This window comes from Limnomicrobium aquaticum, from assembly GCF_040545545.1.
In the GTDB taxonomy this organism is placed as follows: Bacteria; Pseudomonadota; Alphaproteobacteria; order Rhizobiales; family Rhizobiaceae; genus Ensifer_A; species Ensifer_A aquaticum.
The window spans coordinates 16,341-40,270 of record NZ_JBEPMB010000005.1 but is presented as its reverse complement, the minus strand read 5'-3'; the positions used below and the strand labels follow the sequence as shown (position 1 = coordinate 40,270).

The 23,930-nt window shown below is 61.1% G+C and carries 22 protein-coding genes; 10 read left to right on the top strand and 12 right to left on the bottom strand.

What is annotated here, in order from left to right; genetic code table 11:
* On the top strand, positions 1–849 hold the full coding sequence (gene nadC / locus ABID16_RS15675) for a carboxylating nicotinate-nucleotide diphosphorylase (protein WP_354557292.1): 849 nt from the start codon (positions 1–3) through the stop codon (positions 847–849).
* A gap of 238 nt (positions 850–1,087) precedes the next feature.
* Here the strand turns inward: nadC and ABID16_RS15670 are convergent, their stop codons facing one another.
* Complete coding sequence (locus ABID16_RS15670) at positions 1,088–2,149, bottom strand: maleylacetate reductase (protein ID WP_354557291.1); 1,062 nt, start codon at positions 2,147–2,149, stop codon at positions 1,088–1,090.
* 210 nt (positions 2,150–2,359) lie between these two features.
* Here ABID16_RS15670 and ABID16_RS15665 point away from each other — a divergent pair, with 210 nt between their 5' ends.
* The 7 genes from ABID16_RS15665 to ABID16_RS15635 all read left to right on the top strand — a co-directional run bounded on the left by ABID16_RS15665 (position 2,360) and on the right by ABID16_RS15635 (position 7,443).
* On the top strand, positions 2,360–3,310 hold the full coding sequence (locus ABID16_RS15665) for a LysR family transcriptional regulator (protein WP_354557290.1): 951 nt from the start codon (positions 2,360–2,362) through the stop codon (positions 3,308–3,310).
* An 88-nt stretch (positions 3,311–3,398) separates the two neighbouring features.
* Positions 3,399–4,100, top strand: coding sequence for a N5-glutamine methyltransferase family protein (locus tag ABID16_RS15660; protein WP_354557289.1), 702 nt, complete (start codon positions 3,399–3,401; stop codon positions 4,098–4,100).
* Positions 4,097–5,194, top strand: a complete 1,098-nt coding sequence (locus ABID16_RS15655) for a hypothetical protein (RefSeq protein ID WP_354557288.1) — start codon at positions 4,097–4,099, stop codon at positions 5,192–5,194. The genes ABID16_RS15660 and ABID16_RS15655 overlap by 4 nt, the downstream gene beginning before the upstream one ends.
* Positions 5,195–5,227: 33 nt before the next feature.
* On the top strand, positions 5,228–6,193 hold the full coding sequence (locus ABID16_RS15650) for a hypothetical protein (protein WP_354557287.1): 966 nt from the start codon (positions 5,228–5,230) through the stop codon (positions 6,191–6,193).
* A 218-nt stretch (positions 6,194–6,411) separates the two neighbouring features.
* Entirely contained in the window at positions 6,412–6,648 is a 237-nt protein-coding gene (locus tag ABID16_RS15645; RefSeq protein WP_354557286.1) for a hypothetical protein, read from the top strand.
* Positions 6,648–7,082 carry a nuclear transport factor 2 family protein gene (locus ABID16_RS15640; protein ID WP_354557285.1) on the top strand — a complete coding sequence of 145 codons (435 nt, stop codon included), beginning with the start codon at positions 6,648–6,650 and terminating at the stop codon, positions 7,080–7,082. Before ABID16_RS15645 ends, ABID16_RS15640 begins: the two co-directional genes overlap by 1 nt.
* 28 nt (positions 7,083–7,110) lie before the next feature.
* Positions 7,111–7,443, top strand: a complete 333-nt coding sequence (locus ABID16_RS15635) for a GYD domain-containing protein (protein WP_354557284.1) — start codon at positions 7,111–7,113, stop codon at positions 7,441–7,443.
* A gap of 73 nt (positions 7,444–7,516) precedes the next feature.
* Here the strand turns inward: ABID16_RS15635 and nadE are convergent, their stop codons facing one another.
* Genes nadE through asnB form a run of 4 tightly spaced genes read right to left on the bottom strand, consistent with a single transcriptional unit; the run spans position 7,517 to position 12,324 of the window.
* Entirely contained in the window at positions 7,517–8,536 is a 1,020-nt protein-coding gene (nadE, locus tag ABID16_RS15630) for an NAD(+) synthase (RefSeq protein WP_354557283.1), read from the bottom strand.
* Positions 8,533–10,074 (bottom strand): class I adenylate-forming enzyme family protein, encoded by a 1,542-nt coding sequence (locus ABID16_RS15625; protein WP_354557282.1) that lies wholly within the window; start codon positions 10,072–10,074, stop codon positions 8,533–8,535. Before ABID16_RS15625 ends, nadE begins: the two co-directional genes overlap by 4 nt.
* Before the next feature lie 12 nt (positions 10,075–10,086).
* Positions 10,087–10,350 (bottom strand): acyl carrier protein, encoded by a 264-nt coding sequence (locus ABID16_RS15620; RefSeq protein ID WP_354557281.1) that lies wholly within the window; start codon positions 10,348–10,350, stop codon positions 10,087–10,089.
* Between the two features lie 18 nt (positions 10,351–10,368).
* Positions 10,369–12,324, bottom strand: coding sequence for an asparagine synthase (glutamine-hydrolyzing) (gene asnB, locus ABID16_RS15615; RefSeq protein WP_354557280.1), 1,956 nt, complete (start codon positions 12,322–12,324; stop codon positions 10,369–10,371).
* Positions 12,325–12,632: 308 nt separating this feature from the next.
* On the opposite strand from asnB, the gene ABID16_RS15610 reads away from it, so the two are divergent.
* A complete protein-coding gene (locus tag ABID16_RS15610; protein ID WP_354557279.1) occupies positions 12,633–12,956 on the top strand; it encodes a hypothetical protein in 324 nt (107 codons plus the stop codon).
* A 101-nt stretch (positions 12,957–13,057) separates the two neighbouring features.
* On the opposite strand, the gene ABID16_RS15605 is transcribed toward ABID16_RS15610, so the two are convergent.
* A complete protein-coding gene (locus ABID16_RS15605; protein ID WP_354557278.1) occupies positions 13,058–14,425 on the bottom strand; it encodes a sigma-54-dependent transcriptional regulator in 1,368 nt (455 codons plus the stop codon).
* Positions 14,422–16,290: a sensor histidine kinase gene (locus tag ABID16_RS15600; protein ID WP_354557277.1), complete on the bottom strand. Its 1,869-nt coding sequence runs from the start codon at positions 16,288–16,290 to the stop codon at positions 14,422–14,424. The genes ABID16_RS15605 and ABID16_RS15600 overlap by 4 nt, the downstream gene beginning before the upstream one ends.
* A gap of 241 nt (positions 16,291–16,531) precedes the next feature.
* Between ABID16_RS15600 and ABID16_RS15595 the strand changes: the two genes are divergently transcribed.
* Entirely contained in the window at positions 16,532–17,866 is a 1,335-nt protein-coding gene (locus tag ABID16_RS15595; RefSeq protein ID WP_354557276.1) for a dicarboxylate/amino acid:cation symporter, read from the top strand.
* A 193-nt stretch (positions 17,867–18,059) separates the two neighbouring features.
* Here the strand turns inward: ABID16_RS15595 and ABID16_RS15590 are convergent, their stop codons facing one another.
* The 5 genes from ABID16_RS15590 to arfA form a co-directional block, all read right to left on the bottom strand.
* On the bottom strand, positions 18,060–19,379 hold the full coding sequence (locus ABID16_RS15590) for an ABC transporter substrate-binding protein (RefSeq protein WP_354557275.1): 1,320 nt from the start codon (positions 19,377–19,379) through the stop codon (positions 18,060–18,062).
* A gap of 88 nt (positions 19,380–19,467) precedes the next feature.
* Positions 19,468–20,316 carry a carbohydrate ABC transporter permease gene (locus tag ABID16_RS15585; RefSeq protein ID WP_354557274.1) on the bottom strand — a complete coding sequence of 283 codons (849 nt, stop codon included), beginning with the start codon at positions 20,314–20,316 and terminating at the stop codon, positions 19,468–19,470.
* Positions 20,316–21,227: a carbohydrate ABC transporter permease gene (locus ABID16_RS15580; protein WP_354557273.1), complete on the bottom strand. Its 912-nt coding sequence runs from the start codon at positions 21,225–21,227 to the stop codon at positions 20,316–20,318. The genes ABID16_RS15585 and ABID16_RS15580 overlap by 1 nt, the downstream gene beginning before the upstream one ends.
* Positions 21,220–22,320, bottom strand: a complete 1,101-nt coding sequence (locus ABID16_RS15575; RefSeq protein WP_354557272.1) for an ABC transporter ATP-binding protein — start codon at positions 22,318–22,320, stop codon at positions 21,220–21,222. The genes ABID16_RS15580 and ABID16_RS15575 overlap by 8 nt, the downstream gene beginning before the upstream one ends.
* 37 nt (positions 22,321–22,357) lie before the next feature.
* A complete protein-coding gene (gene arfA, locus ABID16_RS15570; RefSeq protein WP_354557271.1) occupies positions 22,358–23,869 on the bottom strand; it encodes an arabinosylfuranosidase ArfA in 1,512 nt (503 codons plus the stop codon).
* Positions 23,870–23,930: the final 61 nt, after the last annotated feature.

The following is a 23,930-nucleotide window of genomic DNA, read 5'->3' as shown; positions in this document are numbered from 1 at the left end:
ATGTTTCTGTCTCCCCTGCCCCGCGTGATCGTCGAGCCCGCCGTCCGGGCCACGCTTCTCGAAGACCTCGGCCTTGCCGGCGATGTGACCTCGGCGGCGGTCATCCCGGCCGACCACCGCTCGCGCTTCGTCATGGCCGCGCGCAAGCCGGGTGTGATTGCGGGGCTCGACATCGCGAAGCTGGCTTTCGAGTTGATCGATCCGGCCATAACCATGACCATGCATATCGCCGACGGCGCACGCGTGGCACCCGGAGAGATTATCGCCACGATCGAAGGTCCATCGCGTGGGCTTCTCACCGGCGAACGGACGGCCCTCAACTTCCTTGGTCATCTCTCCGGCATCGCCACCGTCACCGCCGACATCGTCGATGCGGTCGCTGGCACCAAGGCCGCGGTTGTCTGCACGCGCAAAACAACACCCGGCCTGCGCGCCTTCGAGAAATATGCCGTCCGCGCCGGCGGCGGCATGAACCACCGTTTTGCGCTCTATGACGCCGTGCTGATCAAGGACAATCACATCGCCGTCGCCGGCAGCGTCGCGGAAGCGATCCGCCGCGCCAAGGCGAATGTCGGTCATATGGTGAAGATCGAGGTGGAGGTCGATACGCTCGACCAGCTTGCGGAAGCCATGGAGATCGGCGTCGATGCCGTCCTTCTCGACAATATGTCGCCCGCGCTGCTGCTGCAGGCGGTAGAGTTCGTCGCCGGTCGCGCCATCACGGAAGCTTCGGGCGGGATCACGCCGGAGACCGCAGCCGCGATTGCCGCAAGCGGGGTCGATCTTCTGTCCATCGGCTGGATCACGCATAGCGCTCCTTGCCTGGATATCGGGCTGGATGAGACGTAAGCTGCAAATGGGCAAAAAAAGTGGGCCAGCGGAAAACCGCGGCCCATTAGGTGTGAAGGTAAATTAAACCTCCAGAGGGGAACAGCTGATGCAACGGCACTGGGAGGAGGCCGAAAACGCATCAACTGCGAGCATTATGCCTGAATTTTGAACAAGCGCAATCTAATTATTGTGCAACGCAGCTATGCATGTGCTGCACTGCGTGCAGATGCGTGGAATCAGGCGAAGTTTGGCTTTCTCAATTGTTAGGACGCTGACCCGCCCAAGCATTCTGCAGGAGTTGGCGGATGGAAGTGCGATCGATGGGCCGTGGGTTCCAATAGGGGTTTTCGGCTGCAATATCAGCCGCCCGGTCAAGATCGGCTTCAGTAAGGCCAATGTCCTTCAGCGAAAGCGGCGAGCCAAGACTTTTCGCGAAATCGTAAAGTGCGGCCCCCGCGCCTGCTCCGAAAATCTCGCCAATGGGCGCAAGCTGTTCCGGCACGGCCACATTGTTATAGGCGGTCGTGTAGGGCAGCATGATCGCGTGCGTTTCGGCATGCGGCGTATCGAAACTGCCGCCGAGCGTGTGGCAGATCTTGTGATGCAGGGCCATGCCAACGGTTCCAAGAACCGTACCGGCCAGCCAGCAGGCATATTGCGCTTCAGCGCGCAGGTCGAGATTGTGGGGGTCGGCGATCAATCCAGGGAGCGACGCCTTGAAGCTGCGGAAGGATTCGATGGCCATCATCGTGGAGATCGGATTGCGATCCCGCGCGTAGAGACCCTCCATGGAATGCGCCATCGCATTCAGCGCGCTCGCCACGGTCATCGGCACCGGCAGGCCGACTGTCAGTTCGGGATCGTAGATGACGACATTCGGCAGAACCTTCATGTCGCGAATGGTCGTCTTGCGACCGTTTTCAGTCTGCCCCAGGATGGGCGTCACTTCCGAACCGGCATAGGTCGTCGGGATCGCGATCTGGGTCACGCCTGTTAGTAGCGCGATGGCCTTGCCGAGCCCCGTCGTCGAACCACCGCCGAACGAGATGACACAGTCTGCCTTGGCGTCTTCCAGCGCCTTCACGGCAGTCTCCGTCACATCCGTCGGCGTGTGCATGACGGCGCCGGAAAAGATGCCTGCGGAGAGTGTGCCCAGCGTCTGCGACAGGGCTTTCGCATCGCCCGCCTGATGCGGCGTGGACAGGACAAGCGCGCGCGACCGGCCGAGTTTCCGGACCCATTCACCGGCCTCAGCGCGCTTGCCCGCACCGAAGACCACGGTGGAAGGGTTCGACTGATAGACAAAATCTCGGCTCATCGGGAACTCTCCTCAAGCGTCATGGCCATCGCGAACGCTGACAGGCTCGATCTTCATCGAAACGAGCAGCCGGAAGCAAGATGCAAATCCTCCGCGTCGCATGGCCGAGCCATGCAGCGCCGCACCTGTCAGACGTTTCCATTTCGAAAGCCTAGCAGGACGGAAAACAAGATTTGATGACTTCTTCGCAACATTATATAACGATCTGCTATGAAGCTGGATGAGAAACACCTGTTGCAATTGGCCGCTGTCGTGAAGGCCGGAGGGGTCGTGGAGGGTGCTGCCCTTCTGGGACTAACCCAGCCTGCCGTTTCGCGGACGCTGGCGATGCTGGAAAAGCGGGTTGGCGAACCGCTCTTCGTCAAGGGAAGGCGCCCGCTGCAACCAACGCCACTCGGACGCGAACTCGCGCATCACGGCATGGTCGTCATGTCCGCGTCGCGCAAGGCCAGCGAAACCATCGACAGTTTCCGCCTTGGGCGCAGCGGCGTCGTGCGCGTTGGTGGAACGCCGTATTTCATGGATGGGCTGATTGCCGGCATGGCGGCCGACTTCCAGTCGATCCATGCCGATATCCGCATTGAACAGAGCTATGGCTATATTTCCGACCTCAAGGCGGGACTGACGTCCGGCCAGCTGGACCTCGCCATTTGCCCCATCGATCTGCTAGACGAGGGCTCCGGGCTTGTCGCGGAGGAAATCCTGCCGGGGCGCAATGTCATTGCCTGCCGGGTCACGCATCCCCTGCTCGTGCCGCGCAAGCTCAAGCCTTCGGCCCTGCTGGATTACCCTTGGATCGCCCCGCCGCCGACCAGCCCGCTGCTCGCAGACCTTCACAGCCTGCTGCTGTCGCTGGGCGTAACGGAAGCGAAAATCCGTTATTCCGGCGGCTCGCTGATGAGCGTCGTCAACTATCTGAAGGGCTCGGACGCGCTGACCATCCTGCCCCATTCCACCGTCTTTTCGATGCGAAACGACCGCTCGATCACCGCCCTTCCCTTGCAGATCCCACATCCGGAGCGAGCGCTGGTGCTCATGCGGCTCAAGGAGGCATCCGCCATCCCGGCCGTCGAGAACTTCGCCAAACATATTGCCAGGCGCTTTGAAGAATTGCGGCACCTGATCAAGCGTCATGAACAAGCGGTGGTGTGGGGCGGCTGATCCTCGCAAACGCAAGTTATGAAGACTTAAACATTGATCCTTATAAACTGAGTGGAATTTCACATTTCACCGGCAAGCGGGACCATTCATGCAGGCTGAAAACAGGGCGGCGGACGCCGGGACATCGCAACAGCGGCAATATCGGTTTCTGGGGCTCGACCTCGTGTTGCAGGGATCCGTTCTTGCTCCGCGCGCCGAAACAGAGCTTCTGGCAAGCCAGGCGATTGCCATGCTGCGCGAGACCGGCGATGCCGCGCCGCTCGTGATCGACATGTGCTGCGGCTCGGGCAATGTCGGGCTGGCGATTGCCCATGCGGTGAATTCCGCCACCCTGCTCTCGGCGGATCTGACCGAAGATACCGTGGCGACCGCCAAGGCCAATGCGGCTCTTCTTGGCCTCTCCCACCGCGCCACCATCTGCCGGGGCGACCTCTTCGGCGCACTGGAAGGGCAAGGTGCCGAGGGCCAGGCGACGATGATCGTCTGCAACCCGCCCTATATTTCGACCGGTCGTCTGGAGGGCGAGAGCGCCCATCTTCTCGAAAGCGAGCCACGCGAGGCCTTTGATGGCGGGCCGTATGGCATCTCCATCCAGCAACGTCTGGTGCGCGAGGCCCCTGCCTTTCTGAAACCCGGCGGGCTGCTTCTCTTCGAATTCGGTGTCGGCCAGGAGCGACAGGCGCAGTCGCTGCTCAATCGCTCCCGCGTCTTCGAGAGTCTCGACTTCCCCACCGACGAGGAAGGCCGGTCGCGCGTCGCTGTCGCGCGTCTCAAGGATACCGCCCCATGAGTGAGGTGCGGCCTCTCTCCGCAGACGATATCAGCGCCGTCGCCGCGCTTTACACCCGGATTCTCCGCCACAGCGATGCAACGCCGCCAGCGGCGCTCAGCGCCTATTTCCGCGCTTTCTACCTCGACGGTCCGTATTGCGACCCTGAAATCCCGGCCCTTGTACACGTTGCCGATAGCGGCCGTGTCAACGGCTTTGTCGGCGTTCATTCGGTGCCCTATCTGGTCGGCGAGCGTCGCCTGCGCGCAGCCTTTTGCGGCGCGCTCATGTCGGAAGATCACGAGAGCGATCCGCTTGCCGGCGCCCGCTTGCTGAAGGCCTTCGTGAGCGGTCCGCAGGATATCTCGCTCAGCGAGACCGCCAATGTCATTTCCGAGACGATGTGGACGAAGCTGCGGGGACGCACCATTCCCGGCTATAGCTTCGAGTGGTTTCGCGTCTTCCGTCCCGCCGGCTTTGCGACCGCGCTCGCCGGAGAAAAAGCAGCCTTTGTCCGGCATTTCGCGCCGGTGAGCCGTTTCGTTGACACGAGACTTTCGGGGAAGTCGAGCCTTGGCCGCTTCGCGCCCGCCCCTGCCCCCGCCGGGCTGATGGCCGAGGATGCCGACTTCGATGCCTTTGCCGAAGCCATCCGGAAGCTCAGCGCCGGCAAGCAGGCACGGCCGGACTGGGAAAACGGCTATCTCGACCACGTTCTCGCAAATGCCGTCATCAAGCCGGCCTATGGGCATGCACATATGGGGCTGGTCAAGACAAGGAGCGGCGACGTTCTCGGCGCGTTCCTCTATCATCTCAAACCGGATGGCATCGGTCGCGTACTGCAGGTGATGGCGGCACCGGGGCGGCTCGGCCCCGTGCTGGACCTGATGTTTGCCCATGCGCTGGAAAAGGGCGCGTCGGGTCTGCGCGGGCGCACGAGCCCCGAGCTGATCGAGGCGGCAACAGGCCGTTCGATGATCATGGCGACGATCTCCTCGACAGTCATACAAACGAAAGACCCGGCCCTCGCCGAACCGTTCCTCTCCGGAGACTGCATGCTGACAGGGCTCGCCGGCGAACGCTGGAACCGCTTCTTCGGCGGCGATTTCGACTGAACCCAAGCCAGACACGACAGTGCACTGCGGCGCTTGACAAAGCGCAACCCGCAATTGCCGCCAGCCGCGAAAAGACATATGGTTTGCACCATATTGACGCTGCTGTTTCGGATTTGCACTTTGCACGGATCAGACCCGACATACCTCAGCACGGATCGGATTCTTGAACATCCGAATTTTCTGACGTGTCGTGAGGCCTATCTCGACGCAGTGCTCAATTTCTATCAGTTCGAGCCATCCCTGATCGAACTGATGCTCGATGGCGGCCGCATTATGGTCTACGCCGTGGTGATGGCCATGTGGGGAGACTATCGGGAAGACGATCCGGAGAGCCTTCCCTCTATAAGCCGGCTGAAAAAGACCGTCGATCTGTTTGGTGTCGCCAGCGCCCGCCAGATAGACTTGATTGTCGCGCGCTTTGTGCAGGTCGGGCATCTGCAGATTAAACCGGCTCCCAGCGATCTGCGGATGCGCATCGTCCTGCCCACGCCGGCGCTGATCGAACACGACCGCGCATTCATCAAGGCGCATTACGCGGCGCTTGCGGAAATCGCCGGACACACAGCCTATGCATTGCCGCTGGCGGGTGATCTTGATTTCCTGAAGGCCGTGCGCGGGGCGTGGATTGCCACTCTCGAGCCGATGGCAAGGGAGATCTTCTCGCAAAACCGCCCGGCCTTGCGCTTTTATGCGGCATCGGCGGGCATGCTCATGCTGATGAGGCTCGTGCAGTTGCACGTCCAGGCGGGCGGTGGCTGGATCGCCATCGACTACACCGACTTCGGACGCCGGTTCGGCGTGTCCCGCACGCATGTGCGAACGCTGTTGAAGAGCGCCGCCACCGGTGGCGAGATAGAGATCGACGCGCGGGGACACCTTCGTCTCCTTCCAACTCTGCTTTCTGCGTTCGATCGCAATGTCGCGGGCCGGATGTCGCTGCTCGATCGTGCTCACGCGTCTGCGCTGGCAAGCCTCAACGACCCGATCGCTGCCCGATAACGGACCCGTTGCGGCTCCGACCGCGGCGAAATTTGCACGCAAACTTCTCCGTCGACAGTCCGACCCGGTCGAGTATCTTTTTAAGCGTAATCAGTTCGCCTGCCCAGCCGGATCAAGCTGCGCGCGCCCTGTATCAGATCAACCAATCAACCGTCCGCCGAAGCGGGGGCAGCAATGCGCCCGGTGTCGATGCGCGCCCTTTGCAGAGAATGGAGGCTATGTCTGTCATGCATCTCTTCCTGAAACTTCATCAACTGGCAGCGGGACGTGGCGACGGTCTACGACCGGAATGGCTCGAACTCCTGACCAGCGTAATGTCGGCCGACGGCGCCAGGCCGCAACCTCCGGTCTTGACAGTCGTGCAGCCTGGCAATCATCCGGACGGTGTTGCAGTCGTCCCTACCGAACAGGGCATCGCCGAATTCGGCCCGGCTGAGCGGAAAGCCCTCGCGTGATGGCGACTGCGGCCGCGATCCACGACACTCAACGGGACGATGGCCCCGCAGCAGAGGCCACCATTCTGTTGTCCAAGCTTTATACGCTCCAAGCGATGATCGAGACGAAAAACCGGGCTCTGTTCGACGAACTCTGGGGCGATGGAGGCTTCCATCTCGTTGGATCGGAACGTGGGGAAATCTGCCTGACGCGAGAACGGGTCGCAGCAAAGATCGAGGCCATCTTATCCAATCCTGCAACGCTGATCTTCGAGTTTCCCAATAAGCACATCAGCATTGTTGGAAACGCCGGCTGGATTTTCGCGGAAGGGGTGCTGAGACGCCGCGATCCGGCAGGCCTTGAAGAGGTTAGAGACTATCTCGCCACCTGCATCTTCGAGAAGGTCGAGGGCGTGTGGCGCTGGCGCCAGTTCTTCGGCTCGGAACCCTATTGAATTTCAAATCCGAACACGGAGACACGCCATGATCATGATCACCCGCGGGCGCCTGACTGCCGACTATCTGAAGGGGTTCATGTCTGCCCCCGAAGACCGCGAAGCTGCCATGCGAAAGCTCGCAGAAGCCAGCGGCAGCAAGTTGCTGAGCTTCTACTTCACCGCCGGCGACAAGGATTTCATCATGATCATCGAGACCGACGTGCCGGAAAAGGCGACCGCCACCTCGCTCGCCGTAGCCTCCACCGGCATTGTCACCGACATGACGACATTGCGCGCCTGGACCACCGCGGAATTCAAGGCCGTCGGCGAGATGGCCGGAGATATTCTAGCCGCATATCGCGTGCCGGGTCAGGCTTAATATAGACGCTGCTCGGCGGCGACGCGTGATACAACACGCTCCGCCGGTCCGGGAGTGCCGGGCCGCAGGCCGGTCAGTCGAGGCGATCCAGTTCCTCAACCTTTTCCACCAGCAGCGGGCCGGCATGGAGATAGCGCGTCGCCGAACGCTTGGCCGTAATGTCTGCATAGACATATTCAACCGCTTCGCGCTTGAGGCCGGCGGCGACAGCTACTTCGCCCGCGTCGAGACCGTGGTTCAGGCCATAGAGGCACAAGTCCATCTTGTCCCACGGCAGCGAGAAGTAGAACTCCTCCTGCGTCTGGGCGAGCGAATAGGTGTCGGTGGTCGGCGGGCGGACGCGGATCTCTTCCGGGACGCAGAGATGGGCGGCGAGCTGATAGACCTGGCTCTTGTAGAGATGTGCGATCGGCTTCACATCGGCGGCGCCATCACCATTCTTGACGAAGAAGCCCTGGTCGTATTCCAGCCGGTTCGGCGTGCCGAGCACGGCGAAATTCAGCCGGTCGGCATGGTAATATTCGAGCTGCTTGCGGGTGCGCTGCTTCATGTTGGTGGCCGCGACAATGCCGAGATAGGCATTGAGCGGCATGCGGTGGCGGCTCTGCTTGCCATCCGGATCGGCGACGACGAGATAGGAGATGTTGAACCCGCCACCTTCCGCGGAGTTGGAAATCGCAACCTTGGAGGCCCAGCCGGGACCGTATTCCGGCACCAGCGTGCGAATGAATTCGTCGCGACGGCTGTAGCAGCCCATGGCGGCAAGCGACGGGCCGATATCCTCGACAACGCTCTCGATTCCATAGGTCTCGGCGACGAGCCGCCCGAGGCGCAGGCTTTCCGGATCTGAATCATGTTCCGGCATGAACAGCGTGAAGACGTTCTTCGCCCCGACCGCGCGGACGGCGAGTGCTGCGGAGACACTGGAATCGATCCCGCCGGAGAGGCCGAGCACGAGGCCGCGCTTGCGCATGGCGCGCAGCTGGCTGCGCAGGGCCGCCACGATCTTCTCGACCTCCGCCTCGGCGTCGATGACCAACGTTTCGGGACCGAAGGCCTCGGCCTCTCTCAGGGCGGTTGCGGACGTGCTCATGCGGCTTGCTCCAGTTCTCCGGCCGCCAGACGACGGCTGACCTTGCCTGTATCGGTGCGCGGCAGCGCGTCTTTAAAGACGATCCGCTTCGGCACCATGAAATCTTCGAGATTGCGGGCGCAATGGGCGAGAACCTCGCGCTCCGTGAGCGCCGGGTTGCTCAAGACGACCATGGCCGTCACGGCCTGACCGAGGATCGGGTCGGGAATGCCGGCGACAACGGCTTCGGCGACACCCGGCAGCGCGTGAAGCACGGCCTCGACTTCCTTCGGTGCCACCTTCTCGCCGCGCGTCTTGATGATGTCGTCCTTGCGCCCGACGAAATAGAGGAAACCTTCCGCATCGGTGCGGAAGAGATCGCCGGTGTGCATCTGGATGACGCCGTCAGGGCCGGGCTTCAGCATCGCGCTCGTCGCCTGCTCGTTGCGCCAATAGCCCTGCATGACATGCGGCCCGCGAATGACCAGCTCGCCTTCGACACCCGGCGGTACTTGAGCCCCGGTATCGTCCACGACAAAGGCCTGCGTACCCGGAATGGCGATGCCGACCGAACCCGGACGGCGATCCAGTTCTTCCGGTGGCAGATAGGTGCAGCGCTTGCACTCCGTCAGACCATACATGGAATAGAGCCGTGCGCCGGGGAAGAGCCCACGCAGCTGGGCGATATGCTCGGCCGGAAGGGCTGCGGCCGTGTTCGTCAGATAGCGCACATCGGGCAGGAAACCGGGCTGCAGCTCGGTCATCCGCAGGATCATCGCCGCCATGGTCGGCACCAGCGGAAAGCCGGTGACGCGCTCACGGCGCATCAGATCGAAGATCGCCTGCGGGAAGGCGAAGGATTTTTCCAGAACCAGCGTCGCGCCGAGACGGAAGGTCATCAGAAGCTGATAGAGACCGTAGTCGAAGGCGAGCGGCAGGACGTTGAGCACGATATCGCCGCTACGGCCTTCGAGATAGGTGATGATCGAGCGCGACGCCGCCTCGATATTGTCATGCGTCATCATCACGCCCTTGGGCTGGCCCGTGGAGCCTGATGTGTAAATGAGCATGGCGAGATCGGTTTCGACGCTTCCATGGGCGGGCGGGGTCGCCTCGGCCTCAAGTGCAGCGATGAAGGAGCCGGCCCCTTCCGGAACGCCGTTGCGGCCTTCCGTCGAAAGCACGGCGATCTGGCGGCCGGGATGTTCGGCGAGCGCCTCGCGCACCACCGGCATAAGCCGTCCTTGAGTCAAGATCGCCGCCGGCTCGCAGTTGCCGATGATATAGGTAAGCTTGTTTCCCTTGGTGGAGGAATTGATCGGGCTGAACGTGCCCCCTGCCTTCAGGATCGCGAAGATCGAGACGACGGCTTCCCAGCAATTGTCCATGAAGACCAGCACGCGGTCGGACCGCTTGACGCCCTGGGCGGCAAGCGACGAGGCCAGCGCATCGGTCAGGCGGTTAAGCTCGGCATAGGTCAGCCGCCGGTCGGCGGTGACGAGCGCCGTCTTCTCCGGAAACGCCTGGGCACTGTCTGTCAGGAAGCGCTCGACCCGCATGGGCTTATCTCCTCAAGCGGCCGCCGCTGTCGACGCGTTGCGGCCGACATAACCGGCAATGGCTTCGATCGTGTCGAGATTGGCCGGAACGATGTCGCTGTCGGCAACGGTGAAGCCGAACTGCTCCTCGATGAAGGCGACGAGTTCGAGAACGCCGGTGGAATCGATGATCCCGCCCGCGATCAGCGAGTCCGCATCGGCCGGAAGGGCGGCTTCGTCACCGAAGAGGAAGTTTTCAACGATGAAGGACCGAATGGTTTCCTTGATGGCAGTCATGGTTTCTCTCCTTATTATTCAGGCGGCTTCGCTGGCGCGCCTGTTGGTTCCCTGAAAGATATCGAGCCACATCTGCGTCGACAGAACGCCGATGAAGGCCGTGTCGTCGCGGAAGCTCGGAGCGGTCTGGCCAGCGCATTTCTGCGCCAGCTTGTCGACCGCTGCGGCATTAAAAAGCCCGTCGCCGGCAACGCGGCTCGGGTTCAGCACGGCATGAACCTGCTCCTGTGCAACAGCGCCCGAGAAAGCGCGGCTGTCCGGTGCACGATAGGGCTGCTTGACGCGATAGGCGATTTCGGGAGGCAGCTTGTCGGCCATGGATTTGCGCAGGAGATATTTCTCCTTCAGCCCCTTCAGCTTCATCGAAGGCGAAAGCGTCGCGGCAAACTCGACCAGACGGTGATCGAGGAAGGGGAAACGGCCTTCGACGCCATTGCCCATCGCCATGCGGTCGCCCTGGCTGGACAGGATATAGCCCGGCATGAGGAAGCGCGTTTCGAGATATTGCGCCTGATGCAGCGGATGCCAGCGGCTGAAGCGCTCCGGCAGTTGCGCGATCATGTCGTCCGCTGCGTCATAACCGGCAAGCCGGCTCTTGAGGTCGCCAGAGAAAAAGAGCTTGGCCGCTGCCGTGTTGCGCAGGCGCGGGCGATGCGAGAAGAGCGGATCCGACAAGGGCGCGGCATCCGCGCCGAAGAAAGCAGCAAGATATTCCGCCGACTGCTTCTGCAGACCGGGCAGATAGGGATAGAGCTTGCGGAAGAGATGCGGGCGGATTTTCGAGCCCGGCTGGCGCGCGCAGAAGCGGCGCACCTGCGCTTCCTTGAAAAGATCGTAACCGGCAAAAACCTCGTCGGCCCCCTCGCCCGTCAGCACGACCTTCATCCCCGTCTCGCGGATCAGTGAGGAGAGGCGATACATGGGCGCGGGCGCAGTGCGGATCAGCGGCTTTTCGGCCAGTCGCACGACATCCGGAAAAGCTGCGGCGATATCGGCTTCGGTACAGTTGATCTCATGATGCTTGACGCCGAGATGGCGGGCCATCAGCGTCTGGAAGCCGCTCTCGTCATGCTCGGCACTGTCGAAGGTGATGGCAAATGTGTCGAGCCCACGCGGGGCCATGTCGGCGGCAAGTGCTGCGACGATGGAGGAATCAAGACCGCCGGAGAGGCAGGAGCCGACCGGAACATCGGCCCGCAACCGGATGCGGGTCGCATCTTCCAGCAGATGACGCAGTTGCGCGGCCTTCTGGTCCTCGTCCATGTCGGGGCGGACATCGCCGGCATCCGGGAAGTCGAGCGACCAATAGGTGGAAATCCGACGGCCAGAGGCCTCGGCGATCATGTAATTGCCGGGTTCCAGCTCGAACACGCCTTCAAACGCCGTGCGCGGGGCAATCGGAGACCAGAGCGTGAAGACCTGATCGAGAGCAAAGGGGTCGAGCACGGCATGGAAGCCGGGGACTGCGAGCAGCGCCTTCACTTCCGAGGCGAAATAGAGCGTTCCGGCCCTCTCGGTATAGAAGAGCGGACGCACGCCCATGCGATCGCGGGCAATAAACATCCGCTTGGCGCGGCCATCCCAGATGGCGAAGGCGAAATCGCCGTTGAGCCGCGACAGGCAGCCTTCACCGTAAATCTCATACAGCTTCAGCAGAACTTCCGTATCGCCGCTGGTGCGGAAGCGGTGGCCGCGCGCGATCAACTCTTCGCGCAGTTCGACATAATTGAAGATTTCGCCGTTGAAGGCGATCATAAGCTGGCCATCCTCGGAGACCATCGGCTGGGCGCTGTCGGCGAGACCGACGATCGAAAGGCGCACATGCGAGAGGCCGGCACCGGGCGCGGAGCCCGCAGGTGCAACGACTTTCAGGCCGTGGCCATCGGGTCCGCGATGAGCAATCGCATTGCCCATGGCAGCCAGAAGCCGTTCCGGCTCAGCCACATTGCCCAAATATCCCGCAAAACCGCACATGCACGCATCCGTGTTCAAGACCGGACACGACTATAGGCCGCAGACGCTTGAAAGAGCTTAACGCCGCATTGCAATTATGTTTTTCGGTGAAAAGAGCGTAAATGCGGTATTTCAGCAGGTTTGCACGTTTGGGATGTTTCACAACAAAATCGTTCGTAACTCTTTCTCAAGAGTTTTCCGTCTTGTCAGCGCCCGGCCCTCATACGTAATAATTTGACCAGTAGAATCAGCGACTCAGTGGTTTGTATCAGGCGGCGTTTGCGATCTGGGCTTCGCGCGGTTCTGTCAGGTCCAACAGGGGAAACATCATGACGAATATTCAGGACATCGACAAGCTTCGGCCCGAACTGATGTCTAAGTCCGACGCAGAACTTGAGCGCCAGATCACGGAGCTCCAGCTTGCTCTCGAAAAGAAGAAGGCTCTCGAGGAAGAGAAAGAACGCGCTATGGTGCTGGCGGAAGCCCGCGAGCGCATCGACCGTCTCGTCTCCGACATCATGTGGCTGCATGAGAAGAACCTTCTGATCGACGTTGCTGCGGAACTCTTCTCGTTCCCGCCGGCACAGAACCGCGACACCACGACCGTCAAGTCGGCCTTCGCGGCGACACGCTTCAAGAAGTCCGGGACCTGAGCGACACGTTTCGCAAGGTCATCGGCAATCACCGATGCGCGCCGGGGTGGCTCGGCGCGAAGGTTTGTTTGTTACGGCGACCTGCGAAGCAAATGTCCTGATTACGGCCCTGAATCGTCCCGAATATAGTCGGCGCGGCTGATCCCGTGCCGACTTAATTTGTCATAGAATGTCTTTCGCGCGATACCCAGCTGTTCGATGGTTGCCCGGACGTCGCCGTTGCAGTGCTCCAGCGTCTGACGGATGATATCGGCTTCGAGCCGATCCATTCGCAAAGAGAGTGTTTCCTGGCTGGTCGCCGGCGGGGCGCTTTCCGCCTTTCCGGCATCCTCATCTAGTCCGAGCACGAAGCGCTCCGCCACATGCGAGAGTTCCCGCACATTGCCCGGCCAATCGCGCGACTGCAGTCCGCGCATATAGGCCTGCTTGATATCGGGCACATCCTTGCGGAAACGCTGCGCCGCGCGCCCGGCAAAATAGGTGAAGAGAAGCGGAATATCGTCCCGCCGCTCCCGCAGCGGCGGAATGGAAATGCTGACGACATTGAGCCTGTAGAAAAGGTCCTCGCGGAATTTGCCCTCGCGGGAGGAAACGGCCAGATCCTCCTTCGCCGCCGCGACGACGCGGAAGTCCACGGGCCGCACCTCGTTGGTGCCGAGCGGTGTCACCACCCTGCCCTCCAGCACGCGCAGCAGCTTGACCTGCGTAGAGAGCGGAATGCTCTCGATTTCATCGAGGAAGAGCGTCCCTTTGTCCGCATGCTCGATCCGCCCGATGCGTTTCTTCTGCGCGCCGGTGAAGGCTCCCGCTTCGTGTCCGAATAATTCGCTCTCGATCACCGTTTCCGGTAAGGCGCCGCAATTGAGCGCAACGAAATTACCGCGCTTTCGACGTCCCCATTGATGCAGGAGATTGGCAACGACCTCCTTGCCGGTGCCCGTCTCCCCCGTCACCAGCACATCGACATCGGTGTCGGCGATCTGCCGGAGCGTCTGGCGCAGGCGAGTGATGGCCGGCGTATTGCCCAGCATCGGCATGTCATCATCCACCGCTTCGGCTAGGCGGCGAAGGCGCCGGTTTTCCAGCACCAGCGCCCGCTTTTCCTGCGCACGCGCAATGGTCAGCGACAGATAATCGGCTGGAAAGGGCTTCGCGATGAAGTCATAGACGCCGTTCTGGATCGCCTGCACCGCCATCGGTATATCGCCATGGCCGGTGATCAGGATGACCGGCAGGTCCGGGTCCCGCGCCATGATCTCTCCAAAGAGTTGCAGCCCGTCCACTTCCGGCATGCGGATATCGCTGACCACCACACCTGCAAAATCCTCCGGCAAGGCCGCCAGCGCCTCGCGCGCCCGCGAAAAGGACTGGACGTCGTAGCCCGCAAGCTCCAGCGTCTGGGAGGTCGCCCGCCGCAGATCCCTGTCGTCATCGACCAGAAAGACCGAACCGCCCGTTTCCAAACTCATGCTCCCTTCAATCCGATGGCAAAGCGTGTACCGTTCCCATCGCTTTCAACGGCAATCGTACCGCCATAGTCGGCCAGAATTTCCTTGGAAATCACGAGGCCGAGCCCCAGACCCTGCTCCTTGGACGTGTTGAAAGGGGTGAATAGCACATCGCGAATTTCAGCCGGAATTCCCGATCCATTGTCAGCGACGGTGACGATGACTCCGGTGGCCGACTTCGCAACGCTCACTTCAACACGCGCGTCGACCTTGTCCTGCAGCGCCTCGAGCGCGTTCTGGAAGAGGTTGATGAAGACCTGCTCCAGACGAATGCGGTTGCCGAGCACCTTCATGTCTTCCGCCGGCAGATCGATGGAAATCGCCTCGATACGCCCAGCAAACCGGGTTTTTAGAAGGATGACGGCTCCCTCCAGCACGTTGCGCAGTGGCACAGGTTCGGGCGCCCCGCGCCCTTTCCGCGCAAACGCGCGCAATTCGTCGGTAATCGTGGCAATGCGCTGCGTGAGGTCGACAATCAGGCCGACATTCTCGCGAGCGGTATCGATCTTCTTCCGCTCAAGAAACGTCGCGGCGTTTTCGGCATAGGCGCGTATGGTCGCCAGCGGCTGATTGATCTCATGCGCGACGCCCGCCGCCACCTGCCCCAGAATCGCCAGACGGTTGGCCGCCACAAGCTCCTGCTGGACGCCTTTCAGCCTCTGCTCCGTATTGCGATGCTCGGAAACCTCCGCCTGCAGCAGATCGCGCGCACGGCTCAGGTCTTTGGTCCGCTCGCGCACGCGGCGTTCCAGTTCGGCCCGCGCGAGCGCTGCGCGAGCCTGCCCGAAGAGATTGGCCTGCCGGCGCCACATCACAATGGATGTGAGCACGGAAAGGCCGATGAAAACGGCCAGCGACACGAACATCGCGCGCCCGATGGAATCGTTGAGCATCGGCTGCACGGGCACGAGGTAATGCAGCACCCAGTTTGTCGTTGCGACATCCGTCCTCAATTCCAGAAAGGAGGCCTCCCCGCCGCCCGGAAGCACGGCGCGGAGCTGCGTCAACCCCTCCGCCAGCGGCGTTTCGGGACGCAGGGGAAGCGGCTGAAGCGCCGCGCCGCCGAATTGCAGGCTCTCGCGGATCGCGGCAGCGGTCCCCGGCTCCAACGATCCGATGGTCATGAAACGCCAGCTCGGCAGGTTCGTGATCAGGATGACATTCTGCGGACCAGTGATGAAGGACGGCTTGCCGCTATCGCGCCAGTCGTTTTCCAGCTGCTCGAATTCCATCTTCACGACGACGACGCCGAGTGCTCTGCCCGCCACATCGACCCGATTGGAAATATAGAGCCCAGGCCTGTTGCTCACACTGCCGAGCGCGAACTGCTCTCCCGTTCCTTTAGCGATCGCGTCCTGAAAATACGCGCGAAACGAATAGTCGCTGCCCACGAAACTGGTCTTCTCATCCCAGTTGCTGGAGGCAATTGCCACGCCCCTGTCATTCGTCACGTAGATGACGGACGCCTTGGTACCGACGACCAGAGCCTGAAGCTTGCGATTCAGGCGGTCTATGTCGCTTGCGGCCCCCGACGTCAACCCATCGGACACATCGCGATCCTGCGACAGAACCAGCGGCAAGGCCCGCGGCCGCTCGAGAACGCTGCGCAGCAGCGCGGCCTTCAGATTGATTTCGGTGCGTCCCTGATTCAACAGCTCGGTAACCGCAGCCTCCCTGCCGTAGCGATTGGCGCCCGCGACAACCAGAACCACACCCACAATGAACAGAACGGCGAAGATCGACCACGCCCGCTTAACGCGGCGCTTCAGGCCCGCAAGGGGCGCAAGCGGCTCCTGATTTTGCCGTGTCGCGATGCTGTCGGTCATGAGACATTGTGTGCATCTTTCTATACGGGAGGCAAGCGGCCGCGTGCGGAATTCCGCACAAAACTGGGCGAACTTTTGGGCGACACAAAAAATTCACATTTCTTTACAGCCACTTAATCGGCCCCTCAAAACTGGCACGGTCGTTGCAAAACAGGAACCGACGGCAGGGAAAAGATGCCGTGCGATCAACGATCCGCCTCGGGAGGCGCATTCATCCGGGCGAGGCAAAGTGGAGGCTCACATGCAGATTTCGAACGCGGTCGCCGAACCGCGCGGCAAGACGCCGCTCTATCGGCAGCTTTATGTCCAGGTTCTTGCGGCCATCGCCGCCGGCATTCTCCTCGGTCATTTCTATCCCGGCATCGGCGAAGGCCTGAAGCCGCTGGGTGACGCCTTCATCAAGCTGGTGAAGATGATCATCGCCCCGGTCATCTTCCTGACCGTTGCCACCGGCATTGCCGGCATGGCGGATCTGAAGAAGGTCGGCCGCGTTGCCGGCAAGGCAATGATCTACTTCCTGACCTTCTCGACGCTGGCGCTGATCGTCGGCCTCATTGTCGCCAATGTCGTTCATCCCGGCTCCGGCATGAACATCGATCCGGCAACGCTCGACACGAAGGCCGTCGCCACCTATACCGCCAAGGCACACGAAGCGACGATCACCGGCTTCCTGATGAACATCATCCCGGACACGATCGTCGGCGCATTTGCACAGGGCGACATCCTGCAGGTCCTGTTCTTCTCGGTGCTCTTCGGTATCGCACTCGGCATGGTCGGCGAAAAGGGCAAGCCGGTTCTCGACTTCCTGCAGGCGCTGACCACCCCGATCTTCCGCCTCGTTGCCATCCTCATGAAGGCAGCTCCGATCGGCGCTTTTGGCGCCATGGCCTTCACCATCGGCAAGTATGGCATTGGCTCCGTCGCCAACCTCGCCATGCTGATCGGCACGTTCTATCTGACGTCCTTCCTCTTCATCTTCGTCGTTCTCGGCGCGGTGGCCTGGTATAACGGCTTCTCGATCATCTCGCTGATCCGCTACCTCAAGGAAGAACTTCTTCTGGTCCTCGGAACCTCCTCGTCGGAAGCAGCCCTTCCCGGCCTGATGTCCAAGATGGAGCGCGCGGGCTGCGCCCGCCCGGTCGTCGGTCTCGTCATTCCGACGGGTTACTCGTTCAACCTCGACGGCACGAACATCTACATGACGCTCGCCGCCCTCTTCATCGCGCAGGCCACCAATACGCATCTGTCGCTCGGCGACGAAATCCTGCTGCTGCTGGTCGCGATGCTCAGCTCCAAGGGTGCAGCCGGCATTACCGGTGCAGGCTTCATCACGCTCGCTGCCACGCTCTCGGTCGTCCCGGCCGTTCCGGTCGCCGGCATGGCGCTGATCCTCGGCATCGACCGCTTCATGTCGGAATGCCGCGCCATCACCAACTTCATCGGCAACGCGGTCGCAACCGTCGTCGTCGCCCGTTGGGAAGGCGAACTGGACAAGGATCGGCTGTCGGCCGCTCTCTCCGGCAAGCCGATTGCCGATGAGCCCCGCCTGGTTCCGGTTGCCGTGGCTGCCGAATAAGCTCGAGACACTGTCCCGAACATCAGAGACCCGCGCGGATGATGCGCGGGTTTTTCTGTTTTGAACTCCTGCTTGCCGGTAAAGGAAGAAGTAGGCTGAGGCCGGGGGGGGGGCCAAAACAGTTCCGCGCCGCGCCTCCGGGAGGGATGACGCGACGCGGGATACGGCGGGGGGCCGTAAAGGGCTTAGCCTGTTAGAGGTTGGCAAGCAGCTCGTTGACGCGGCTTTCCATGTCGGCAAGAGCCTTGTCGACCGGCTTCTGGCCGGTAACGGCAGCGCTCATTTCTTCACCGACGATGTCCTGGATGGCAAACTGACGCTGAACTTCAGACGGCAGCGGCTTGCCAAGCGTGGCAACGGCGGAGATGGTGTCGCGATGCGGCAGCGCCTTGAACTTGGCGGAGTCGATGACGGCCTTGTAGGCCGGCAGGTGGCCGGTGCGCGACCATTCGAAGTCGTTGTCGGCGAAGAACTTCAGGAACTTGCCGATAGCGGCCGTCTGTTCAGGCTTGCGGTCCTTCTTGGAAACCGCCCAGGTGTGGCCGTCGGCATATTGTGCCTTGGCACCCGAAAAGAGCTGCGGATACGGATAGACCGCATAGCCGCCCTTGTTGAGCGCGGTGCCGGCCTTTTCCGATTGGGCATTGTAGTCGCCCACAACCCAGGTGCCGTTGAGATGCACGCCGCCTTCACCTGCCAGGAAGGCGTTGATGCCGCCTGCGTAATCAAGGTTCTTGGTGGTGTAGTCCTTGTCATAGATCGCCTTGTACATCTCGACGACCTTCTTGGCTTCCGGCGTGTTGAACTTTGCCTTCTTCGGATCGGCGAAGAAGTTGGAATTCTGCTGGAAGAGGTAGGTGTAGAAGTTGCGCGTGAAGAGCGCTGTCTCGTTGGCGAGGTTCTGCACGAAATAGGGCTTGCCCGTCTTCTGCTTGAACTGCTCGGCCTGGGCGAGAAGCTCTTCAGGCGACTTCGGCAGCATTGGCGTGCCATCGGCATTCACGAGGCCAGCCTGTTTGAAGAGGTCCATGTTGATGTGGTAGAGCATGGTCCAGTTGTCGATCGGCAGACCGTAGATCTTGCCGTCCTTCGTCGCGCCTTCCTTGGCGGCGCCGGTGAACTGGTCAACCGTGACACCGGCCGTTTTCAGCACGTCGTCGAGCGGCATGATCAGCCCCTTGGACTGATAGTCGGACAGGACCGATTCATGGATCGTGACGATGTCCGGTGCGTCGCCCGAAGCGAACTGCGCGGTCAGCTGGTCATAGCCCGGCCACTCGACCGTCGTGACATTGACCTTGATGTCCGGATTATCGGCCGCGAACTTGTTGATCAGCGAGGTGATGATGCCGCATTCGCCGACAGCCTTGCTGACATCGGTGTTCTTGCCGAAATCGGCATCGCAGGCGCCGAAGAAGCGCTGAACCTGCAGTTCCGTCGCCGCAAAGCTCGGTGATGCCATCATCACCGTCGCTGCGGAGATGGTGGCGAGAAACAGTTTTCTCAAAGTCATGTCATTTCCTCCTGGTTGGTTTTTCGCCGTCCATCAGTGGACGGCCGTTCCCTCAATCGCCGGGCTTGTTCTCCCCCCGGCGCATGCATTACCGAACCGCCGCTCCCGATACGGCGGTCACGATATGTTTCTGGAAAAACAGATAGATGATCAGAATGGGTGCACCGGCGAAGACCGCCTGCGCCATCAGAAAGCCGATGCCCTGCGACTGCGCGAAATTCTGCTGCGTCGAGGCAATGCCGACTGTCAGCGTAAACATTTCCTTCTTGGTCGCCGAAATCAGCGGCCAGAAATAGTCATTCCAGGCGCCGAGGAAGGTGAAGATGCCGAGTGTCGCCTGTGCGGGGACGGTGAGCGGGAGCAGAACCTTCCAGAAGACGCGAAAGCGGCTCGCATTGTCGAGGATGGCGGCCTCGTCCAGTTCCTTCGGGATGGCGCGGAAATATTGCGTCATCAGGAACACCCCGAAGGCGCTCGACAGGCCGGGCAGGATCAGCCCCGGATAGGTATTGTGCAGCCCTAGCCAGCTGAAGATCTGGTGACGCGCAATCAGCACCGCCTGTTCCGGTACCGCAAGGCCTAAAAGCACGATGACGAAGAGCACGTCGCGGCCCGGGAAGTTCAGACGTGCGAAGCCGTAGCCGGCTAGCGACGAGAGGATCAGCGTGAAGATGGTCAGCCCCCCCGCCACGATGATGCTGTTGAACACCCAGGAGAACACGTTCGACGTGCCGACCGTGTCGATGTAGTTCTTGATGGTATAGGGTAGATGGAAGACCGAATGCGGATCGACCATCAGCTCCTTGTTGTCCTTGAGCGACATCGCGATGACGTAAAGCACCGGTCCAGCCATGAGGAGCGCCAGCACTATGACGAGGCCGAAAATCACCCGGTCGCCGAAGGATCTGCCGATAATTTCGGAATTGTGCGAGGCCATCACGCATCTGCCTTTCTACGGGTGACGAGATATTGCGCCATGGCCGCGACGAGGATCAGCAGGAACAGGATTTCCGAAGCCGCGGCACCGAGGCCCAGATCCCAGCGCCGGAAGGCGGTGTCGTAGATGTAGAGGACGATCGGCTTGGTCAGGTTGTTGGGGCCGCCGCGCGTCATCAACCAGGGCTGACCGAAGAGCTGGAACTGCAGCACGATCTGGATGATGATCACCAGAACGAAAGTCCGCTTGATCGAAGGCAGCGTGATTGAACGCAGCGTCTGCCAGCGGTTGGCATTGTCGAGCGCCGCAGCCTCATAAATGTCCTGCGGAATCTGCTGCAGGGCCGAGAGAAACAGCATCATCGGCAGGCCGATGCACCACCAGACCGTAGCAATCGCGATGCCGATCATGGCGAGGTCGGGGTTGGACAGGAAGGCCGGCGCCTTGGCGCCAAAAAACCCGTAGATCATCGCCAGCAGGCCGAAGTCTGGAATGTAGACGATGCGCCAAATCAGCGTGACGATGGTGACGGACAGGACCGAGGACGAGAAGAACAGCGTGCGCAGCACTGCCGCACTTCGCGTCTGCCGGTTGAGGCTAAGCGCCAGAAACAGGCCTATCAGCGCCAGCGCCGGAACGGTCAGGAACACGAAATAGAAGGTGTTCCAGATCGATTGCAGGAAGATGCCGTCGCGAAACAGACGGACGTAATTGCCGAAACCGACAAAGGGGCCGGAGGAAAACGTGTCGGCCTTATGAAACGACAGCCAGATGCCCCAGAAGAGCGGAAACACGAGAAACGCGGCGAAGATGACGAGATAGGGCGCGACGAAGAGAAAGTTGCGCCACTGCGGAGCGTAGATATCCACGCTTTTCGCGCGCCGCGCATTGCCATTGACAGGGTCAGCCATGGCCCGTCTCCCGACCATGCCAGGCTCGGCCCGATGTATCGAAGAGATGCGCCTTAGCTCCTTCGAAAGCCAGGCCTACGCGGTCTCCGACGCTGACGCGGCTGTCGCCGGCATCTGAGCCTACAATCTGATGGCCATCGCCGAGGCGAACATAAACCAGCGTGCGCTCGCCCAGCCGCTCAAGCACGTCGACGACCCCCTCGGCGGCATCGCCGGCGGGCTGGGCGATGCGGACATGCTCGGAGCGCAGGCCAAGCTCGCAATCGCCGCCCGCAAGGCCGTCCGCCGGGATAGCCGTCGCGATGCGAAGACCCGCAGCCGTTTCCGCGACAACAAGGCCACCCTCGGCCTTGGTCTTCACGGGCAGAAAATTCATCGCCGGCGCGCCGACGAAGCCGGCGACGAAACGCGTGGCGGGCCGGTTGTAGATCTCCATCGGCGCGCCGATCTGCTCGATCTTGCGATTGTTCATGACGACGATGCGGTCGGCGAGCGTCATGGCTTCGATCTGGTCGTGCGTGACGAAGATCATGGTGGACTTCAGACGCTGGTGCAGCTGAGCAAGCTCGATGCGGGTGCGCGTGCGCAGCGCCGCGTCAAGGTTGGAGAGCGGCTCATCGAACAGGAAAGCCTCCGGCTCCTTGACCACGGCGCGACCAATGGCGACGCGCTGACGCTGGCCGCCGGAGAGCTGGCCCGGCTTGCGGTCGAGCAAATGACCGATTTCCAGCATGCGCGCGGCTTCCGCGATCCGCGCATCGATGACGCTGCGCTCGACAGAGATGTTCTTCAGGCCGAAGGCCATGTTGTCGCGCACGGTCATATGCGGATAGAGCGCGTAGGACTGGAACACCATGGCCACGCCGCGCTGACCCGGCGGCTGGTTGTCGATGCGCTCGCCATTGATGAGGATTTCGCCGGAATCAACGCTTTCGAGACCCGCGATCATCCGCAACAGCGTGGACTTGCCGCAGCCGGAGGGGCCTAGAAACACGACGAATTCATTCGCCGGGATGGACAGCGACAGCTCGTCAAGAACGGTCAATGAACCGAACTGCTTGGTTACATTTTTGATGTCTATGCTGGCCGTCATTGTCTCTCCTCCCATGACCTGTCCGACGGGACCCGGATCAGACCTTGATCCGGATCATCTGGTAGGAATAGGGGGCGAACTTGGCCGAGAGGCTGCCATTTGCGAGCGATGCGCTGTCGGCCTTCTTCGGCGCGACATTCATCATGTCGGCTTCCGTGTTGACCGCCTTGAGATCGGCATGAGTCATGATCTGATGGTCGATGATACTGGCATTCTTGCCGAAGGCGGCGATGTCGAATTCAGCTTCAACTTCCTTGTCCGAGCGGTTGACGATGAAGAAGCTGACGGCGCCAGCCTTCTCGTCGTGAACAGCCGACACGTCGAGGCAGGAGACGTCCCCTGCGACATCGCTCTTGTAGGTCGGGCCGGCGACCTTGAGATCGAGCGCTTTGCCGCGGCCATATCGCGAGGCAAACATATACGGATAGAAAATGGTCTGCCGCCATGCCGCACCATTCGGCGAGGTCATGATCGGCGCAATGACGTTGACAAGCTGCGCCAGGCAGGCAATGCGCACGATATGCGAGCGGCGGATGAAGGTGTTGAGGATGAGGCCGACCTGCAGCACGTCCTCGAAATTGTAGATGTCCTCCAGAAGCGGCGGAGCAAAAGGCCAGCCATCGGCACCCTCCAGTATCTTCTTGTCCTGCTCCTTGGAATGATACCAGACGTTCCATTCGTCGAAGGAAATATAGACCTGCTTGGACGAGCGCTTCTTGGCCTTGATGTAATCGATGACGCCGGCGACCGACATGATGTAGTCGTCGAGCTTCTCGTTCATCGCCAGATAGTTCGGCGTGTGGTTGGCGTGGTTGTCGAAATACATGTGCAGAGAGATGTAATCGACCTCGTTATAGGTGTGATCGAGAACGGTCGCTTCCCATTCGGGATAGGTCGGCATCTTGGCGTTGGACGAGCCGCAGACGACGAGTTCGAGCGACTTGTCGAAGGCGCGCATGGCCTTGGCGGTTTCATGGGCAAGACGACCGTATTCGTCCGCCGTCTTGTGGCCGATCTGCCAGGGGCCGTCCATCTCGTTGCCGAGGCACCAGAGCTTGACGTCGAAGGGTTCTGCGCGGCCATTGGCAATGCGCTTATCGCTCCATTCGGAACCGCCCGGATGGTTGGCATATTCGAGCAGATTGCGGGCCTCGTCGAGACCGCGCGAGCCGAGGTTCACCGCCAGCATCATTTCGGTATTGGCGGAAACGCACCAGTCGGCGAACTCGTGCAGGCCGACTTCGTTGCTCTCGGATGTGTGCCAGGCGAGATCAAGGCGAACCGGACGCTCTTCCTTCGGGCCCACGCCGTCTTCCCAATTGTAAGCCGAAACGAAGTTGCCGCCGGGATAGCGGACGATCGGAACGTCGATTTCCTTGATGAGGTCGATCACGTCCTTGCGCATGCCGTTCTCATCGGCCGTCGCATGGCCGGGCTCATAGATGCCCGTATAGACTGCGCGGCCCAGATGCTCGATGAACGAGCCATAGAGCCTCGGGTCGATATCCGCGACAACAAACTGCGGATGCGCCACGACAGACACCTTCATGCATTCCTCCCATAAATATCATAAAAGACGATATGGATCGTCATTACGGATACTAAATCGA

Coding starts and splice junctions, on each gene's coding strand:
- ABID16_RS15620 (WP_354557281.1), bottom strand. CDS start 10,350: ATGACTGCCATCAAGGAAACCATTCGGTCCTTCATCGTTGAAAACTTC.
- ABID16_RS15600 (WP_354557277.1), bottom strand. CDS start 16,290: ATGACCGACAGCATCGCGACACGGCAAAATCAGGAGCCGCTTGCGCCC.
- ABID16_RS15645 (WP_354557286.1), top strand. CDS start 6,412: ATGTCTGTCATGCATCTCTTCCTGAAACTTCATCAACTGGCAGCGGGA.
- ABID16_RS15670 (WP_354557291.1), bottom strand. CDS start 2,149: ATGAGCCGAGATTTTGTCTATCAGTCGAACCCTTCCACCGTGGTCTTC.
- nadC (WP_354557292.1), top strand. CDS start 1: ATGTTTCTGTCTCCCCTGCCCCGCGTGATCGTCGAGCCCGCCGTCCGG.
- ABID16_RS15580 (WP_354557273.1), bottom strand. CDS start 21,227: ATGGCTGACCCTGTCAATGGCAATGCGCGGCGCGCGAAAAGCGTGGAT.
- ABID16_RS15635 (WP_354557284.1), top strand. CDS start 7,111: ATGATCATGATCACCCGCGGGCGCCTGACTGCCGACTATCTGAAGGGG.
- nadE (WP_354557283.1), bottom strand. CDS start 8,536: ATGAGCACGTCCGCAACCGCCCTGAGAGAGGCCGAGGCCTTCGGTCCC.
- ABID16_RS15660 (WP_354557289.1), top strand. CDS start 3,399: ATGCAGGCTGAAAACAGGGCGGCGGACGCCGGGACATCGCAACAGCGG.
- ABID16_RS15605 (WP_354557278.1), bottom strand. CDS start 14,425: ATGAGTTTGGAAACGGGCGGTTCGGTCTTTCTGGTCGATGACGACAGG.
- ABID16_RS15655 (WP_354557288.1), top strand. CDS start 4,097: ATGAGTGAGGTGCGGCCTCTCTCCGCAGACGATATCAGCGCCGTCGCC.
- ABID16_RS15640 (WP_354557285.1), top strand. CDS start 6,648: ATGGCGACTGCGGCCGCGATCCACGACACTCAACGGGACGATGGCCCC.
- ABID16_RS15590 (WP_354557275.1), bottom strand. CDS start 19,379: ATGACTTTGAGAAAACTGTTTCTCGCCACCATCTCCGCAGCGACGGTG.
- ABID16_RS15575 (WP_354557272.1), bottom strand. CDS start 22,320: ATGACGGCCAGCATAGACATCAAAAATGTAACCAAGCAGTTCGGTTCA.
- ABID16_RS15595 (WP_354557276.1), top strand. CDS start 16,532: ATGCAGATTTCGAACGCGGTCGCCGAACCGCGCGGCAAGACGCCGCTC.
- arfA (WP_354557271.1), bottom strand. CDS start 23,869: ATGAAGGTGTCTGTCGTGGCGCATCCGCAGTTTGTTGTCGCGGATATC.
- ABID16_RS15610 (WP_354557279.1), top strand. CDS start 12,633: ATGACGAATATTCAGGACATCGACAAGCTTCGGCCCGAACTGATGTCT.
- ABID16_RS15625 (WP_354557282.1), bottom strand. CDS start 10,074: ATGCGGGTCGAGCGCTTCCTGACAGACAGTGCCCAGGCGTTTCCGGAG.
- asnB (WP_354557280.1), bottom strand. CDS start 12,324: ATGTGCGGTTTTGCGGGATATTTGGGCAATGTGGCTGAGCCGGAACGG.
- ABID16_RS15665 (WP_354557290.1), top strand. CDS start 2,360: ATGAAGCTGGATGAGAAACACCTGTTGCAATTGGCCGCTGTCGTGAAG.
- ABID16_RS15585 (WP_354557274.1), bottom strand. CDS start 20,316: ATGGCCTCGCACAATTCCGAAATTATCGGCAGATCCTTCGGCGACCGG.